The sequence below is a fragment of the Kaustia mangrovi genome, from assembly GCF_015482775.1.
GTDB lineage: Bacteria > Pseudomonadota > Alphaproteobacteria > Rhizobiales > Im1 > Kaustia > Kaustia mangrovi.
Window position 1 is genome coordinate 81,269 of record NZ_CP058214.1, and the last position, 14,041, is coordinate 95,309.

The following is a 14,041-nucleotide window of genomic DNA, read 5'->3' on the forward strand; positions in this document are numbered from 1 at the left end:
AGGGGCCTTGAACAATGCGTTCAGGTGTCATCGCACAGAAGGTGGGCATGACCAGGGTTTTCACCGATGACGGGCGGAACATCCCCGTTACGGTGCTGAAACTCAACAATTGCCAGGTCGTCGCTCACCGGACGAAGGAAAAAGACGGCTATACCGCGCTGCAGCTCGGCGTGGGCAAGGCCAAGGTCAAGCGCTGCACCAAGGCGTTGCGCGGTCATTTCGCGACCGTCGAGGTGGAGCCGAAGCGCAAGGTGGCCGAGTTCCGGGTGTCGCCGGAGAACCTCATCGATGTGGGCGCGGAGATCACTGCCGACCACTTCGTGGCGGGCCAGTATGTGGATGTCTCCGGCATCTCCATCGGCAAGGGCTTCGCCGGTGCCATCAAGCGGCACAATTTCGGCGGAACGCGTGCCACGCACGGCGTGTCGGCGGTTCACCGCAGCCTCGGCTCGACCGGCCAGTGCCAGGACCCCGGAAAGGTGTTCAAGGGCAAGAAGATGGCCGGGCACATGGGTGCCGAGCGCGTGACGACGCAGAATCTGGAAGTCGTCCAGACCGATATCGAGCGTGGCCTGATCATGGTGCGCGGTGCGGTTCCGGGCTCCAAGGGCGGCTGGGTGTTCCTGCGCGACGCCACGAAGCGCAAGCTTCCCGAGGGCGTTCCGTTCCCGGGCGCGTTCAAGCTGCCGGAAGGCAAGATGGCGGTTGCTCCCGAGATCGCGGCAGCGGCCGAAGGCGAATCCGCAGCGTCCGAGGCCTCCGCCTCCGGCGACAATGCGGCGAACGAGTAAGGGTGGCGTGTGATGAAAACCGACGTCACGACACTTGAGGCGAAGAAGGCCGGCACGGTCGACCTGCCCGAGCACATTTTCGGGCTGGAGCCGCGCAAGGACATTCTTCACCGCATGGTCGTCTGGCAGCTCGCCAAGCGGCGTGCGGGCACGCACAAGGCCAAGACGCGGGCGGAGGTGGCCTATTCGGGCTCCAAGCTGTTCCGCCAGAAGGGCACAGGCCGTGCCCGTCACGGCAGCCGCCGGGTCGGCGTGTTCCGTGGCGGCGGCAAGGCCTTCGGTCCGGTGTCGCGCGATCACGCGATCGAGCTGCCGAAGAAGGTTCGGGCGCTGGCGCTGAAGCACGCGCTGTCGTCCAAGGCAAAGGCCGGCGAGCTGATCGTGGTCGACGCGCTGTCGCTCAAGGCGCCCAAGACCAAGGAGCTTGCCACGGCATTCTCCAAGCTCGGGCTCGACAATGCGCTCGTCGTGGACGGTGCCGAGGTGGAGACGAATTTCCGCCTGGCCGCGCGCAATATCGACCGGGTCGACGTGCTGCCGGTGCAGGGCATCAATGTCTACGACATCCTGCGCCGCGGGAAGCTGGTGCTGACCAAGGCTGCGCTCGAGGCGCTGGAGGAGCGGTTCAAATGAACGAGGAAAAGCTCTACGACGTCATCGTCAGCCCGGTGATCACGGAGAAGTCGACCTATCAGTCCGAGCACAACAAGGTCGTTTTCAACGTGTCGGGCACAGCGACCAAGCCGCAGATCAAGGCGGCCGTGGAGACGCTGTTCGACGTCAAGGTTACCGCGGTCAACACCCTGAACCGCAAGGGCAAGGTGAAGCGGTTCCGCGGGGTTCGCGGGCAGCAGAGCGACGTCAAGAAGGCCGTCGTGACGCTTGAGGACGGCCACGCAATCGACGTGACCACCGGTATTTAGGACGAAAAGCTCTCAAGGGCTGTTGAACAATGGCACTGAAGACTCACAAGCCTATGACCCCAGGCCAGCGCGGTCTCGTTCTCGTGGACCGCACGGGCCTGTGGAAGGGCAAGCCGGTCAAGGCCCTGAGCGAGGGGCTCACCAAGTCCGGCGGGCGCAACAATTATGGCCGGGTGACGGTCTGGCATCGCGGCGGCGGTCACAAGCGGACCTATCGGCGGATCGATTTCAAGCGGCGCAAGTTCGACGTGCCGGCGACTGTGGAGCGTCTGGAGTACGATCCGAACCGCTCCGCCTTCATCGCGCTCATCCGCTATGAGGATGGCGAGCAGGCCTATATCCTGGCGCCGCAGCGGCTGAATGCGGGCGATACGGTGGTCGCCGGCGAGCGCGTCGACGTGAAGCCGGGCAACGCCATGCCGCTGTCTGCCATTCCGGTCGGCACCATCGTCCACAATGTGGAGATGAAGGCGGGCAAGGGCGGCCAGATCGCCCGTGCGGCGGGTGCCTATGTGCAGCTCGTCGGCCGCGACCAGGGCTATGCGCTCCTGAGGCTGCGCTCCGGCGAGACCCGGATGGTGCGCGCCGACTGCATGGCCACGGTCGGAGCGGTGTCCAACCCCGACCACGGCAACCAGACGAAGGGCAAGGCGGGGCGTTCGCGCTGGCTTGGCCGCCGTCCGGTGGTTCGCGGCGTGGTGATGAACCCGGTCGATCATCCGCATGGCGGCGGCGAGGGCCGCACCTCGGGTGGCCGGCATCCGGTGACGCCTTGGGGCCAGCCCACCAAGGGCAAGCGCACCCGGAAGAACAAGGCGTCGCAGAAGTACATTGTGCGCAGCCGCCATCAGCGCAAGAAGTAAGGATCCAGGCTCGTGACACGTTCTGTTTGGAAAGGCCCGTTTGTCGACGGCTACCTCCTCAAGAAGGCCGAGGGGGCACGCCAGTCGGGGCGCAATCACGCGATCAAGACGTGGAGCCGGCGGTCGACGATCGTACCGCAGTTCGTCGGGCTCACCTTCGCCGTTCACAACGGGCACAAGCATGTCCCCGTTCTGGTCAGCGAGGAGATGGTCGGACACAAATTCGGCGAGTTCGCGCCGACGCGGACCTATCACGGCCACGCGGCGGACAAGAAGGCGAAGAGGAAGTAAGCGATGGGCAAGCGGTCCAGAGAGCGGACACTGGCCGACAACGAGGCGCGCGCGATGACGCGGATGCTCCGTGTCTCGCCGCAGAAGCTGAACGTCGTGGCGGCGATGATCCGGGGCAAGAAGGTCGAGCGCGCACTGGCGGATCTCGCCTTCTCGCGCAAGCGGATTGCCGCGGAGGTCAAGAAGACCCTGCAGTCGGCGGTGGCCAACGCGGAAAACAACCATTCGCTCGATGTCGACGCGCTGGTCGTGTCGGAGGCGTTCGTGGGCAAGAACCTGGTGCTGAAGCGCTGGCGTCCCCGGGCCCGCGGTCGTGTCGGCCGGATCGAGAAGCCGTTCAGCCAGCTCACCATCGTGGTGCGCGAAGTCGAGGAGGCCGCCTGATGGGACAGAAGATCAATCCGACGGGCCTGCGCCTGGGGGTCAACCGGACCTGGGATTCCCGCTGGTATGCCGAGGGCGACGAGTATGGCTCGCTGCTGCACGAGGATGTCCGTATCCGGTCGTACCTCAAGAAGCAGCTCCGCCAGGCCGGCGTCTCCAAAATCGTCATCGAGCGTCCGCACAAGAAGTGCCGCGTGACGATCCACACGGCGCGCCCCGGCGTGGTGATCGGCAAGAAGGGCGCCGATATCGAGCGCCTGCGCCGCAAGATCGCCCAGATGACGGGTTCCGAGGTGCATCTCAACATCGTCGAGGTGCGCAAGCCGGAGATGGATGCCCAGCTCGTGGCGGAGAACGTGGCCCAGCAGCTTGAGCGCCGCGTGGCGTTCCGCCGGGCGATGAAGCGGGCGGTGCAGTCCGCGGTCCGCCTCGGCGCGCAGGGCATCCGGATCAATGCCGGCGGCCGGCTGGGCGGCGCGGAGATCGCGCGCTCGGAGTGGTATCGCGAGGGCCGGGTGCCGCTGCACACGCTGCGCGCCGATGTCGATTACGGCGTGGCCACCGCGCATACCGCCTATGGCACGATCGGCGTCAAGGTGTGGATCTTCAAGGGCGAGATCCTCGAGCACGATCCGATGGCGGCCGAGCGGCGCAATTCGGAACTCCAGGAAGGCCTTCGCAATCCGCGGCGCGACGCGCCGGCCGGTGCGTGAGGTCGAGACGAAGCGATACTTTGAGGACCTGAAGCAATGCTGCAGCCGAAACGGACAAAATACCGCAAGCAGCACAAGGGCCGTATTCACGGCGCGGCAAAGGGCGGTACCGATCTGAATTTCGGCGCCTATGGCCTCAAGGCCATGGAGCCGGAGCGGGTGACCGCGCGCCAGATCGAGGCTGCGCGCCGCGCCATGACGCGCCATATGAAGCGTGCGGGCCGTGTGTGGATCCGCATCTTCCCGGACGTGCCGGTGTCGAAGAAGCCGACCGAGGTGCGCATGGGCAAGGGCAAGGGCGCGCCGGAGTTCTGGGCCGCCAAGGTCAAGCCGGGCCGGGTGATGTTCGAGATCGACGGCGTTCCGCGCGATATCGCGGAGGAGGCGCTGCGTCTGGCATCCGCCAAGCTTCCGCTGAGGACGCGCTTCATCGCCCGCTACGGCGACTGACGCGAACGATTGGGACAGGGACGCTTCAAGAGCGTTTTTGAGAGAGTTGACAGGGACGATCGCCATGAAGGCCAGCGACGTTAAGACCATGAGCGACGATCAGCTCAGCGACGAGCTGATCAAGCTGAAGAAGGAGCAGTTCAATCTGCGCTTTCAGAAAGCGATCGGTCAGATTGAGAACACTGCGCGTATCCGGCAGATCCGCCGCACCATTGCCCGTATCAAGACGGCGCAGGGCGAGCGGGCCAAGACCGGCGCGACGGGCTGATATTCGGAGGCTTTGAGCAATGCCCAAACGCATTCTGCAGGGCGTGGTCGTGAGCGACAAGAACGACAAGACCGTCGTGGTCCAGGTCGAGCGCCGCTTTACACACCCTCTTCTGAAGAAGACCGTGCGCCGGCGGAAGAAGTTCCACGCGCATGACGAGGCGAACGCCGCGAAGGTCGGCGACATCGTGCGCATCCAGGAATGCCGGCCGATGTCGAGACAGAAGCGCTGGGCACTCATTGCCGAGGCGGCTGACGACCAGGCCTGAACGGCCGGGTATTCGAGGATTTGAGAAAGACGCGCCCCACGCAAGTCGGGCCGCTCGAAGCAAGACGGGTAATGCCATGATTCAGATGCAGACCAATCTGGATGTCGCCGACAATTCCGGCGCGCGACGCGTCCAGTGCATCAAGGTTCTGGGTGGCTCGAAGCGGAAATATGCCGCTGTGGGCGACATCATCGTGGTCTCCGTGAAGGAGGCCATCCCCCGGGGGCGCGTCAAGAAGGGCAATGTGATGAAGGCGGTCGTCGTCCGCACGGCCAAGGACATCCGCCGCCCGGACGGCTCGGTCATCCGGTTCGACCGCAACGCCGCCGTTCTGGTCAACAACCAGGGCGAGCCGGTCGGCACGCGTATCTTCGGCCCCGTGCCGCGCGAGCTTCGGGCGAAGAACCACATGAAGATCATTTCGCTGGCGCCGGAGGTGCTCTAATGGCGGCTAGGATCAAGAAGGGCGACCATGTGATCGTGGTGGCCGGCAAGGACAAGGGCAAGCACGGCGAGGTCCTGAAGGTATTGCCGAAGGACGAGCGTGCGCTCGTACAGGGTGTGAATGTCGCGCGGCGGCATCAGCGCCAGACGGCGAACCAGGAAGGCGGCATCGTGGCCAAGGAGATGCCGATCCACCTTTCGAACCTGGCTCTTGAGGACCCCAAGGACGGCAAGCCGAGCCGGGTCGGATACAAGATCCTCAATGATGGGCGCAAGGTGCGGTTCGCACGGCGCTCCGGGGAGGTCATCGATGGCTGATACCTATACTCCGCGGCTGCAGAAGCTGTACCAGGACACGATCCGCGCGCAGCTCACCGAGACGTTCGGCTACAAGAACGTCATGGAGGTTCCGCGGCTCGACAAGATCGTGCTCAACATGGGCGTGGGCGAGGCGGTCGGCGATTCCAAGCTGGTCAACTCCGCGGCCGCCGACATGGCGCTGATCGCGGGCCAGAAGCCCGTCATCACCAAGGCGCGCAAGTCGATCGCGACGTTCAAGCTGCGCGAGGGCATGCCGGTCGGCGTCAAGGTGACGATCCGGCGCAACCGCATGTACGAGTTCCTGGACCGTCTTGTCACGGTGGCGCTGCCGCGCGTGCGCGACTTCCGGGGCCTGCCGGCGACCAGCTTCGACGGCAACGGCAACTATGCGATGGGCATCAAGGAGCACATCGTGTTCCCGGAGATCGACTACGACAAGGCAGACCGGATCTGGGGCCTCGACGTCATCGTGTGCACGACCGCGCGCACCGATGAGGAGGCCAAGGCGCTGCTCGACGGTTTCAATTTCCCGTTCCGCCAGCGCTCCCAGCGCCAGGCGGCCTGAACGGGCCGGCCAGGACTGGCGCGAGACAGGAAGTCAGAGGACGACGATGGCTAAGAAGAGCTCGATCGAGACGAACAACAAGCGCAGGAAGCTTGCCAAGGCCTATGCCGGCAAGCGCGCCCGCCTGAAGGAGATCGCGCGCGACCGCTCGCTCCCGATGGAAGAGCGGTTTGCCGCACAGCTGAAGCTGTCCGAGCTGCCGCGCAATTCGGCGCCCAGCCGGATCCGCAACCGGTGCGAGGTTTCCGGACGCCCGCGCGCCTTCTATCGCAAGCTGAAGATGTCGCGTATCGCGCTCAGGGAATACGCCTTGAACGGCGCCGTTCCCGGCATGGTCAAGTCGAGCTGGTAAGAGCGGACTTTTAGGAGACGAGGCAGATGAGTGTTCAGGATCCGCTCGGCGATATGCTGACCCGCATCCGCAATGCACAGATGCGGCGCAAGACCAAGGTTACGACCCCGGCGTCGAAGCTGCGCCGGCGCGTGCTGGATGTGCTTCAGAGCGAAGGGTTCATCCGCGGCTATGCCGAGGTCGAGTACGAGGACGGCAAGTCGGAATTCGAGATCGAGCTGAAATATTTCGATGGCGAGCCCGTCATCCATCAGATTCAGCGGGTCTCCACGCCGGGCCGGCGCGTCTACACCGCAGTCGACACGATGCCGATCGTTTACAACGGCCTCGGGGTCTCGATCCTGTCGACGTCGAAGGGCGTGATGTCGGATTCCGACGCGCGCGACCAGAATGTCGGCGGCGAGGTTCTGTGCACGGTGTTCTGATGCGCTCCGGCGCATGATGTGAGAGTGACGAATTTGCCGCGGGCGCGGCCGGACAGCCGGCCTCGACCCCGCGAGAGCCAAGGACAGGGAAGTTGAGCGATGTCGCGCACCGGTAAGAAACCCGTCGCCGTGCCGCAGGGCGTTTCGGTCACGGTCGATGGTCAGGCGGTATCCGTGAAGGGCCCCAAGGGCGAGCTCTCCGCGGTGCTCGTCGAAGAGGTGATCGCCAAGTTCGAGGATGGCGAGATCAGGATCGATCCGCGCGATCAGTCCAAGCGCGCGCGCTCCATGTGGGGCATGTCGCGCACGATCGTCTCCAATCTGGTGGAGGGCGTCGCCGACGGGTTCACGCGCAAGCTGGAGATCAGCGGCGTCGGCTACCGCGCGGCGGTGCAGGGCGAGGAGCTCCAGCTCCAGCTCGGCTTCAGCCACGATGTGCGCTATCCGATCCCGGAGGGCATCACCATCCAGACGCCGAAGCCGACCGAGGTCGTGATCTCCGGCATCGACAAGCAGCGTGTCGGCCAGGTCGCCGCGGAGATCCGCGGTTTCCGCCCGCCGGAGCCCTATAAGGGCAAGGGCGTGAAATATGCCGACGAATACATCTTCCGCAAGGAAGGCAAGAAGAAGTAACGGAGCGAGAGACCCATGTCTGCCAAGCTGTCGCCAAAGGAGCGTCGCCAGGGCCGTGTCCGCAGGGCGTTGCGTTTGCGCGCTCAGGGACGCCCGCGTCTGTCGGTTCACCGCTCCCACAAGAATATCTATGCTCAGGTCATCGATGATGATAAGGGCGTAACGCTTGCCGCCGCCTCGAGTCTCGACCCCGATCTCCGGGGCAAGCTGAAGACCGGCGGCGACACCAATGCGGGAAGCGAGGTCGGCAAGCTGATTGCCGAGCGCGCCAAGAAGGCCGGCGTCTCCGACGTCGTGTTCGACCGCGGCGGTTACATCTATCACGGTCGGGTGAAGGCCCTGGCCGACGCCGCGCGCGAGGGCGGCCTCAACTTCTGACGGATGAGTGAACGGGCACGAAGCGCCATGAGAGAACGAGACGAACGCGACAGCGAATTTGTGGACAAGCTGGTCCACATCAACCGCGTGGCCAAGGTGGTCAAGGGCGGCCGGCGGTTCGGCTTTGCCGCGCTGGTCGTCGTGGGCGACCAGAAGGGCCGTGTCGGTTTCGGCCATGGCAAGGCGCGCGAGGTGCCGGAAGCCATCCGCAAGGCGACCGAGACGGCGAAGCGCAACATGCTGCGCGTGCCGCTGCGCGAGGGCCGCACGCTCCATCACGACGTGGTCGGCCATCACGGCGCGGGCCGCGTGGTGCTGCGCGCGGCGCCGGCCGGTACCGGCATCATCGCCGGCGGCCCGATGCGTGCCGTCTTCGAGACGCTGGGTGTGCAGGACGTTGTGGCCAAGTCTGTCGGGACCTCCAATCCCTACAACATGGTTCGCGCGACCTTCGAGGCGCTCAAGGGCGAGATGAGCCCGCGCCAGGTTGCGTCCCGCCGCGGCAAGAAGGTCAGCGATATCGTTGCGCGCCGCCGCGACGCGACCGCGGTCGCCGCGACGGAGTGAAGCGCGCAAACGGACCGCATGGGATTGCGGGCGCTGGACAGGGATGATGAACCATGGCTAAGGCGACAAAGAACAAGACCATTACGGTGGAGCAGACCGGCAGCCCGATCGGCTTCGCCAAGGACCGTCGCGCCACTCTGATCGGTCTCGGTCTGAACAAGATGCGGCGCCGCAGCACACTTCCGGACACGCCGGAAGTGCGCGGCATGATCCGCAAGGTCAACCATCTCGTGCGCGTCGTCGAGGACGCGTGAGAACAGGCGAATCGGGGCCGGAGGCACCAATGAGGCTCAACGAACTTACCGATAATCCCGGGGCCCGGCACCGGACCAAGCGTGTCGGCCGCGGCATCGGGTCCGGGCTCGGCAAGACGTCCGGCAGCGGCCAGAAGGGTCAGAAGGCGCGCTCGGGCGTCGCCGTCGACACCTTCGAGGGCGGCCAGATGCCGATCTACCGCCGCCTGCCGAAGCGCGGTTTCACCAACATCTTCGCCAAGGACTACAACGAGATCAATCTCGGCCGGGTCCAGAAGGCGATCGATGCCAAGAAGCTCGACGCGAAGAAGCCGGTCAATGCAGAGGCTCTGCTCCAGGCCGGCGTCATCCGCCGCCTGAAGGACGGTGTGCGCCTGCTCGGCAAGGGCGAACTCTCCACCAAGGTGACCTTCGAGGTCGACCATGCGTCCAAGAGCGCGATTGCCGCAGTGGAGAAGGCCGGCGGCAAGGTCGAGATCAAGGCCCCGGCGAAGGCGGCCAAGGCGGAAGACGACGGGGCGTCGGCCTGACGTGATCGTTCGGGCGGCGTCCGGTACGCCGCCCGCTTTCCTGTGAAGGTCCAAAGAGCGTAGAGCCCCAGAGGCGTCAGATGGCTTCAGCAGCAGAACAGCTTGCCGCGAATATCAATCTCGCCGCCTTTGCCAAGGCGGAGGATCTGAAGAAGCGAATCTGGTTCACGCTGGGCGCGCTGCTGATCTACAGGCTCGGGACCTATATCCCCATTCCAGGCATCGATCCGGTCGAGCTCGGGCGTCTCGTCCAGCAGCAGTCGACCGGCATTCTCGGCTGGATCAACGGTCTCGCCGGCGGCGCGCTCGGCCGCATGGCGATCTTCGCCCTCAACATCATGCCGTACATCACGGCATCGATCATCGTGCAGCTCATGACGACGGTGTCGCCGCATCTCGAGCAGCTCAAGAAAGAGGGCGAGCAAGGCCGCAAGCAGATCAACCAGTATACGCGCTACGGCACGGTGATCCTGGCGGCGCTGCAGGCCTACGGCATCGCGGTGGGGCTGGAGGGCTCCGGAACGGTGGTCATCGAGCCGGGCATGTTCTTCAGGGCGACGACCGTCATCACGCTGACCGGTGGAACGATATTCCTGATGTGGCTCGGCGAGCAGATCACCGCGCGCGGTATCGGCAACGGCATCTCGCTCATCATCTTCTCCGGCATCGTCGCACAGCTTCCAAGCGCGCTCGCCAGCACGCTCGAGCTCGGCCGCCAGGGCGTTCTGTCGACCTATATCATCATCGGCGTCATCGTGATGGCCATCGCCGTGATCGCGTTCATCGTGTTCATGGAGCGCGCCCAGCGCCGGCTGATCGTGCAGTATCCCAAGCGCCAGATGGGCAACAAGGTGTTCCAGGGCGACACCTCGCACCTGCCGCTGAAGCTCAACACGGCCGGCGTCATTCCGCCGATCTTCGCCTCCTCGCTTCTGCTGCTGCCGATCACGGTGGCCAATTTCTCCGCGGGCCAGGGGCCGGAATGGCTGACCGATATCACCGCGCTGCTCGGCCCGGGACAGCCGCTGTTCCTGACCTTCTACGTGGCGCTGATCCTGTTCTTCGCCTTCTTCTACACCGCCATCGTCTTCAATCCGCAGGACACTGCGGACAATCTGAAGCGCTATGGCGGGTTCATTCCGGGGATCCGTCCGGGTGAGCGGACGGCGCAGTATATCGATTACGTGCTCACCCGGATCACCGTCGTCGGTGCGCTCTATCTGGCCCTGGTCTGCCTGTTGCCGGAGATCCTGCGCACCCAGGTCGCGGTTCCCTTCTACTTCGGTGGCACGTCGCTCCTTATCGTGGTCTCCGTGACGATGGACACGGTCGCCCAGATCCAGAGCCATCTGCTCGCGCACCAGTATGAGGGGCTTGTGAAGAAAGCCAAACTGAGAGGGGCGCGGCGATGAATCTCATCCTTCTAGGACCTCCGGGCGCGGGCAAGGGCACCCAGGCGAAACGGCTGGAGGAGCGCTTCGGCGCCAAGCAGCTTTCGACCGGCGACCTTCTGCGCGCCGCGATCGCGGAAGGCTCCGAGCTCGGCCGGAAGGTCGAGGGCATCATGGCGCGCGGCGAGCTCGTCCCCGACGATATCGTTGTCGACCTGATCGCCGAGCGCATCTCCTCGCCGGAATGCGCCAAGGGGTTCATTCTCGATGGCTTCCCGCGCAATGTCTCCCAGGCCGACGCGCTCGACCGCATGCTTGGCCAGAAGGGCGCCAAGCTCCATGCGGTGATCGAGCTCGGCGTCGACGACGAGATCCTGGTGAGCCGGATCGAGAAACGCGCCTCCGAGATGGAAGGCGCGGTGCGCGCCGACGACAATGTCGATGCGCTGAGGAAGCGTTTGAAGGTCTACCATGAGCAGACCGCTCCTTTGATCGCCTATTATGGCGAGAAGGGAATCTTGAAGACTGTCGACGGGATGGCGGATATCGACGCCGTGTCCCGCCAGATCGAGGAGGTGTTGGAAACGGCGGCCTGATCCACGGAATACCAAACGCATGGTTGACGAAACGCTTGACTCGTCATACATAGCGCATTCCGTGGTCGATCGTGATGGCTGGCTTCTGGAGAGTCCGCGTGCCGGGCTTCCGTGAAGGACCAGCCATGTGCCATTGAGGCAATCCGTCCAACGAACAACGAAGATGGGCCGTGGCCGGTAATCGCCGCGGTGACGTGCAGGAGAACGCGACGTGGCTCGTATTGCAGGCGTCAACATTCCGACGGACAAGCGCGTGGAGATCGCGCTGACCTATATTCACGGCATTGGCCGGCAGAAGGCGAGGGATATCTGCAAGACTGCGGGCGTGCCCTCCGAGCGCCGGGTGAACCAGATGTCGGACGGGGAGCTTTCGCTGGTCCGCGAGACGATCGACAAGGACTACGTGGTCGAGGGCGACCTGCGCCGCGAGGTGGCGATGAACATCAAGCGCCTCATGGATCTCGGCTGCTACAGGGGGCTGCGCCATCGTCGCGGCCTGCCGGTGCACGGCCAGCGGACCCACACCAATGCGCGTACGCGCAAGGGCCCGGCGAAGCCGATCGCCGGCAAGAAGAAATAACCGGATCGAAGCGAGCTGACCCATGGCCAAAGACAAGACCCGCCTGCGCCGCAAGGAACGCAAGAATATCACCTCCGGCGTCGCGCATGTTGCAGCGTCGTTCAACAACACCATGATCACCATCACCGATGTGCAGGGCAATGCCATTTCGTGGGCGTCGGCCGGCAAGATGGGCTTCAAGGGTTCGCGCAAGTCCACGCCCTATGCCGCTCAGGTGGCGGCGGAAGAGGCCGGCAAGCGGGCCCAGGAGCATGGCATGAAGACGCTCGAGGTCGAGGTCAAGGGACCGGGCTCGGGACGCGAATCGGCACTCAGGGCGCTGCAGTCCATCGGCCTGCAGATCACCGCGATCCGCGACATTACGCCGATCCCGCACAACGGTTGCCGCCCGCCCAAGCGGCGCAGGGTCTGACCCGTTGTCCTGTCCGGCGCGTCCTGGGCTCCAGCGAAGGGCGCACCGGCATAAGAGACGTCGCGAATGGCCGGCCGCATTTCTTGCGGGCCGGTCGTTTGGGAACTAGCGAACGAGGGTTCGAAACGTGATTCACAAGAACTGGCAGGATCTGATCAAGCCGAACAAGCTCGATATCACGCCAGGGCGCGATCCCAAGCGGGTCGCCGTGGTGGTGGCCGAGCCGCTCGAGCGTGGCTTCGGTCTCACCCTTGGCAATGCGCTGAGGCGGGTGCTCCTGTCGTCGCTGCAGGGCGCGGCCGTCACCTCGGTGCAGATCGACGGCGTTCTCCACGAGTTCTCCTCGATTGCCGGCGTGCGCGAGGACGTGACCGACATCGTCCTCAACATCAAGGAAATCGCGCTTGCCATGCATGCGGAGGGCCCCAAGCGCCTGCTCCTGAAGAAGGAGGGGCCGGGCGTGGTCACCGCCGGCGACATCGAGGAGATCGCCGATGTGGAGATTCTCAATCCCGAGCATGTGATCTGCACGCTCGACGAGGATGCCGAGATCCGCATGGAGTTCACCGTCGACACCGGCAAGGGCTATGTCGCCGCCGACCGCAACCGGCCGGAGGACGCGCCCATCGGTCTCATCCCGGTGGACAGCCTCTACAGCCCCGTCAAGCGGGTCTCCTACCGGGTGGAGAACACCCGCGAGGGCCAGATCCTCGACTATGACAAGCTCACCATGACGGTGGAGACGGACGGGTCCGTCAAGCCGGACGACGCAGTGGCCTATGCCGCGCGCATCCTGCAGGACCAGCTCCAGATCTTCATCAATTTCGAGGAGCCGACCAAGGTCGTCGAGGAGGACAAGCAGGCCGCCGAGCTGCCGTTCAACGCCGCGCTCCTGAAGAAGGTGGACGAGCTGGAGCTGTCGGTGCGTTCGGCCAACTGCCTGAAGAACGACAATATCGTCTATATCGGCGATCTCATTCAGAAGACCGAGGCGGAGATGCTGCGCACGCCGAATTTCGGCCGCAAGTCGCTGAACGAGATCAAGGAGGTGCTGGCGCAGATGGGCCTGCATCTCGGCATGGAGGTTCCGAACTGGCCGCCCGAGAATATCGAGGAGCTGGCCAAGAAGTACGAGAACCAGTACTGAACAACGTTTGACCGGCCGGCGGGGCCTCGCCCCGACCGGTCCGCCGATCCCGTAAGGAGCGAGTGATGCGACATCACAATCGGGGGCGCAAGCTCAACCGGACCGCCAGCCACCGCAAGGCCATGTTCGCCAATATGGCTGCGGCCCTCATCAAGCACGAGCAGATCGTCACGACGCTGCCCAAGGCCAAGGAGCTTCGCCCCATCGTGGAGAAGCTGATCACGCTCAGCAAGCGTGGCGACCTGCATGCGCGCCGCCAGGCGATCTCCCAGATCCGCGATGTCGCCATGGTCTCCAAGCTGTTCGAGACGCTGGGGCCCCGCTATCAGGACCGCAAGGGCGGTTATACCCGCGTGCTCAAGGCCGGTTTTCGCCACGGCGATTCCGCGCCGATGGCCGTGATCGAGTTTGTCGACCGCGATCCGTCGGCCCGGGGCCAGGATTCCGGTCCCGTCGAGGTCGCCGAGGAGAGTGTCGAGGCGGCCGCCTGACGTG

General features: G+C 64.7%; 26 protein-coding genes. All 26 read left to right on the forward strand.

The annotated features are described in order from the left end of the window. The first annotated feature begins 14 nt into the window (after positions 1 to 14). Positions 15 to 791, forward strand: coding sequence for a 50S ribosomal protein L3 (gene rplC / locus HW532_RS00440; protein WP_213162557.1), 777 nt, complete (start codon positions 15 to 17; stop codon positions 789 to 791). A 12-nt stretch (positions 792 to 803) separates the two neighbouring features. Next, positions 804 to 1,424 (forward strand): 50S ribosomal protein L4, encoded by a 621-nt coding sequence (gene rplD / locus HW532_RS00445; protein WP_213162558.1) that lies wholly within the window; start codon positions 804 to 806, stop codon positions 1,422 to 1,424. Further along, a complete protein-coding gene (locus HW532_RS00450) occupies positions 1,421 to 1,714 on the forward strand; it encodes a 50S ribosomal protein L23 (protein WP_213162559.1) in 294 nt (97 codons plus the stop codon). The genes rplD and HW532_RS00450 overlap by 4 nt, the downstream gene beginning before the upstream one ends. A gap of 29 nt (positions 1,715 to 1,743) precedes the next feature. Beyond that, positions 1,744 to 2,577 carry a 50S ribosomal protein L2 gene (rplB, locus tag HW532_RS00455; protein WP_213162560.1) on the forward strand — a complete coding sequence of 278 codons (834 nt, stop codon included), beginning with the start codon at positions 1,744 to 1,746 and terminating at the stop codon, positions 2,575 to 2,577. 12 nt (positions 2,578 to 2,589) lie between these two features. Further along, the gene (gene rpsS / locus HW532_RS00460) at positions 2,590 to 2,868 is read left to right on the forward strand and encodes a 30S ribosomal protein S19 (protein WP_213162561.1); all 279 of its coding nucleotides are present in this window, start codon (positions 2,590 to 2,592) and stop codon (positions 2,866 to 2,868) included. A gap of 3 nt (positions 2,869 to 2,871) precedes the next feature. Further along, positions 2,872 to 3,252: a 50S ribosomal protein L22 gene (gene rplV / locus HW532_RS00465; protein ID WP_213162562.1), complete on the forward strand. Its 381-nt coding sequence runs from the start codon at positions 2,872 to 2,874 to the stop codon at positions 3,250 to 3,252. After that, positions 3,252 to 3,965: a 30S ribosomal protein S3 gene (rpsC, locus tag HW532_RS00470; RefSeq protein ID WP_213162563.1), complete on the forward strand. Its 714-nt coding sequence runs from the start codon at positions 3,252 to 3,254 to the stop codon at positions 3,963 to 3,965. Before rplV ends, rpsC begins: the two co-directional genes overlap by 1 nt. A 36-nt stretch (positions 3,966 to 4,001) precedes the next feature. Beyond that, positions 4,002 to 4,415 carry a 50S ribosomal protein L16 gene (rplP, locus tag HW532_RS00475; RefSeq protein WP_213162564.1) on the forward strand — a complete coding sequence of 138 codons (414 nt, stop codon included), beginning with the start codon at positions 4,002 to 4,004 and terminating at the stop codon, positions 4,413 to 4,415. A gap of 64 nt (positions 4,416 to 4,479) precedes the next feature. After that, a complete protein-coding gene (rpmC, locus tag HW532_RS00480) occupies positions 4,480 to 4,683 on the forward strand; it encodes a 50S ribosomal protein L29 (protein WP_213162565.1) in 204 nt (67 codons plus the stop codon). A gap of 19 nt (positions 4,684 to 4,702) precedes the next feature. After that, a complete protein-coding gene (gene rpsQ, locus HW532_RS00485) occupies positions 4,703 to 4,951 on the forward strand; it encodes a 30S ribosomal protein S17 (RefSeq protein WP_213162566.1) in 249 nt (82 codons plus the stop codon). A gap of 76 nt (positions 4,952 to 5,027) precedes the next feature. Further along, positions 5,028 to 5,396 (forward strand): 50S ribosomal protein L14, encoded by a 369-nt coding sequence (gene rplN / locus HW532_RS00490; RefSeq protein ID WP_213162567.1) that lies wholly within the window; start codon positions 5,028 to 5,030, stop codon positions 5,394 to 5,396. Further along, on the forward strand, positions 5,396 to 5,713 hold the full coding sequence (gene rplX / locus HW532_RS00495) for a 50S ribosomal protein L24 (protein ID WP_213162568.1): 318 nt from the start codon (positions 5,396 to 5,398) through the stop codon (positions 5,711 to 5,713). The genes rplN and rplX overlap by 1 nt, the downstream gene beginning before the upstream one ends. Beyond that, the gene (rplE, locus tag HW532_RS00500) at positions 5,706 to 6,281 is read left to right on the forward strand and encodes a 50S ribosomal protein L5 (RefSeq protein WP_213162569.1); all 576 of its coding nucleotides are present in this window, start codon (positions 5,706 to 5,708) and stop codon (positions 6,279 to 6,281) included. Before rplX ends, rplE begins: the two co-directional genes overlap by 8 nt. Before the next feature lie 46 nt (positions 6,282 to 6,327). Beyond that, positions 6,328 to 6,633, forward strand: a complete 306-nt coding sequence (gene rpsN, locus HW532_RS00505) for a 30S ribosomal protein S14 (protein ID WP_213162570.1) — start codon at positions 6,328 to 6,330, stop codon at positions 6,631 to 6,633. A 26-nt stretch (positions 6,634 to 6,659) separates the two neighbouring features. Further along, positions 6,660 to 7,058 carry a 30S ribosomal protein S8 gene (gene rpsH / locus HW532_RS00510; protein ID WP_213162571.1) on the forward strand — a complete coding sequence of 133 codons (399 nt, stop codon included), beginning with the start codon at positions 6,660 to 6,662 and terminating at the stop codon, positions 7,056 to 7,058. 99 nt (positions 7,059 to 7,157) lie between these two features. Beyond that, complete coding sequence (rplF, locus tag HW532_RS00515) at positions 7,158 to 7,691, forward strand: 50S ribosomal protein L6 (RefSeq protein WP_213162572.1); 534 nt, start codon at positions 7,158 to 7,160, stop codon at positions 7,689 to 7,691. Positions 7,692 to 7,706: 15 nt separating this feature from the next. Then, entirely contained in the window at positions 7,707 to 8,069 is a 363-nt protein-coding gene (rplR, locus tag HW532_RS00520; protein WP_213162573.1) for a 50S ribosomal protein L18, read from the forward strand. Positions 8,070 to 8,072: 3 nt separating this feature from the next. Beyond that, positions 8,073 to 8,636, forward strand: coding sequence for a 30S ribosomal protein S5 (rpsE, locus tag HW532_RS00525; protein WP_213162574.1), 564 nt, complete (start codon positions 8,073 to 8,075; stop codon positions 8,634 to 8,636). Positions 8,637 to 8,689: 53 nt separating this feature from the next. Continuing rightward, the gene (gene rpmD / locus HW532_RS00530; RefSeq protein WP_213162575.1) at positions 8,690 to 8,890 is read left to right on the forward strand and encodes a 50S ribosomal protein L30; all 201 of its coding nucleotides are present in this window, start codon (positions 8,690 to 8,692) and stop codon (positions 8,888 to 8,890) included. 29 nt (positions 8,891 to 8,919) lie between these two features. After that, complete coding sequence (gene rplO / locus HW532_RS00535; RefSeq protein ID WP_213162576.1) at positions 8,920 to 9,420, forward strand: 50S ribosomal protein L15; 501 nt, start codon at positions 8,920 to 8,922, stop codon at positions 9,418 to 9,420. 80 nt (positions 9,421 to 9,500) lie between these two features. Beyond that, positions 9,501 to 10,832, forward strand: coding sequence for a preprotein translocase subunit SecY (gene secY / locus HW532_RS00540; protein ID WP_213162577.1), 1,332 nt, complete (start codon positions 9,501 to 9,503; stop codon positions 10,830 to 10,832). Then, complete coding sequence (locus tag HW532_RS00545) at positions 10,829 to 11,407, forward strand: adenylate kinase (protein WP_213162578.1); 579 nt, start codon at positions 10,829 to 10,831, stop codon at positions 11,405 to 11,407. The genes secY and HW532_RS00545 overlap by 4 nt, the downstream gene beginning before the upstream one ends. Before the next feature lie 211 nt (positions 11,408 to 11,618). Beyond that, positions 11,619 to 11,987: a 30S ribosomal protein S13 gene (rpsM, locus tag HW532_RS00550; RefSeq protein ID WP_213162579.1), complete on the forward strand. Its 369-nt coding sequence runs from the start codon at positions 11,619 to 11,621 to the stop codon at positions 11,985 to 11,987. A 22-nt stretch (positions 11,988 to 12,009) separates the two neighbouring features. Then, on the forward strand, positions 12,010 to 12,399 hold the full coding sequence (rpsK, locus tag HW532_RS00555; protein ID WP_213162580.1) for a 30S ribosomal protein S11: 390 nt from the start codon (positions 12,010 to 12,012) through the stop codon (positions 12,397 to 12,399). A gap of 127 nt (positions 12,400 to 12,526) precedes the next feature. Continuing rightward, positions 12,527 to 13,546 carry a DNA-directed RNA polymerase subunit alpha gene (locus HW532_RS00560; RefSeq protein ID WP_213162581.1) on the forward strand — a complete coding sequence of 340 codons (1,020 nt, stop codon included), beginning with the start codon at positions 12,527 to 12,529 and terminating at the stop codon, positions 13,544 to 13,546. Positions 13,547 to 13,611: 65 nt separating this feature from the next. Beyond that, positions 13,612 to 14,037 carry a 50S ribosomal protein L17 gene (gene rplQ / locus HW532_RS00565; protein ID WP_213162582.1) on the forward strand — a complete coding sequence of 142 codons (426 nt, stop codon included), beginning with the start codon at positions 13,612 to 13,614 and terminating at the stop codon, positions 14,035 to 14,037. Positions 14,038 to 14,041: the final 4 nt, after the last annotated feature.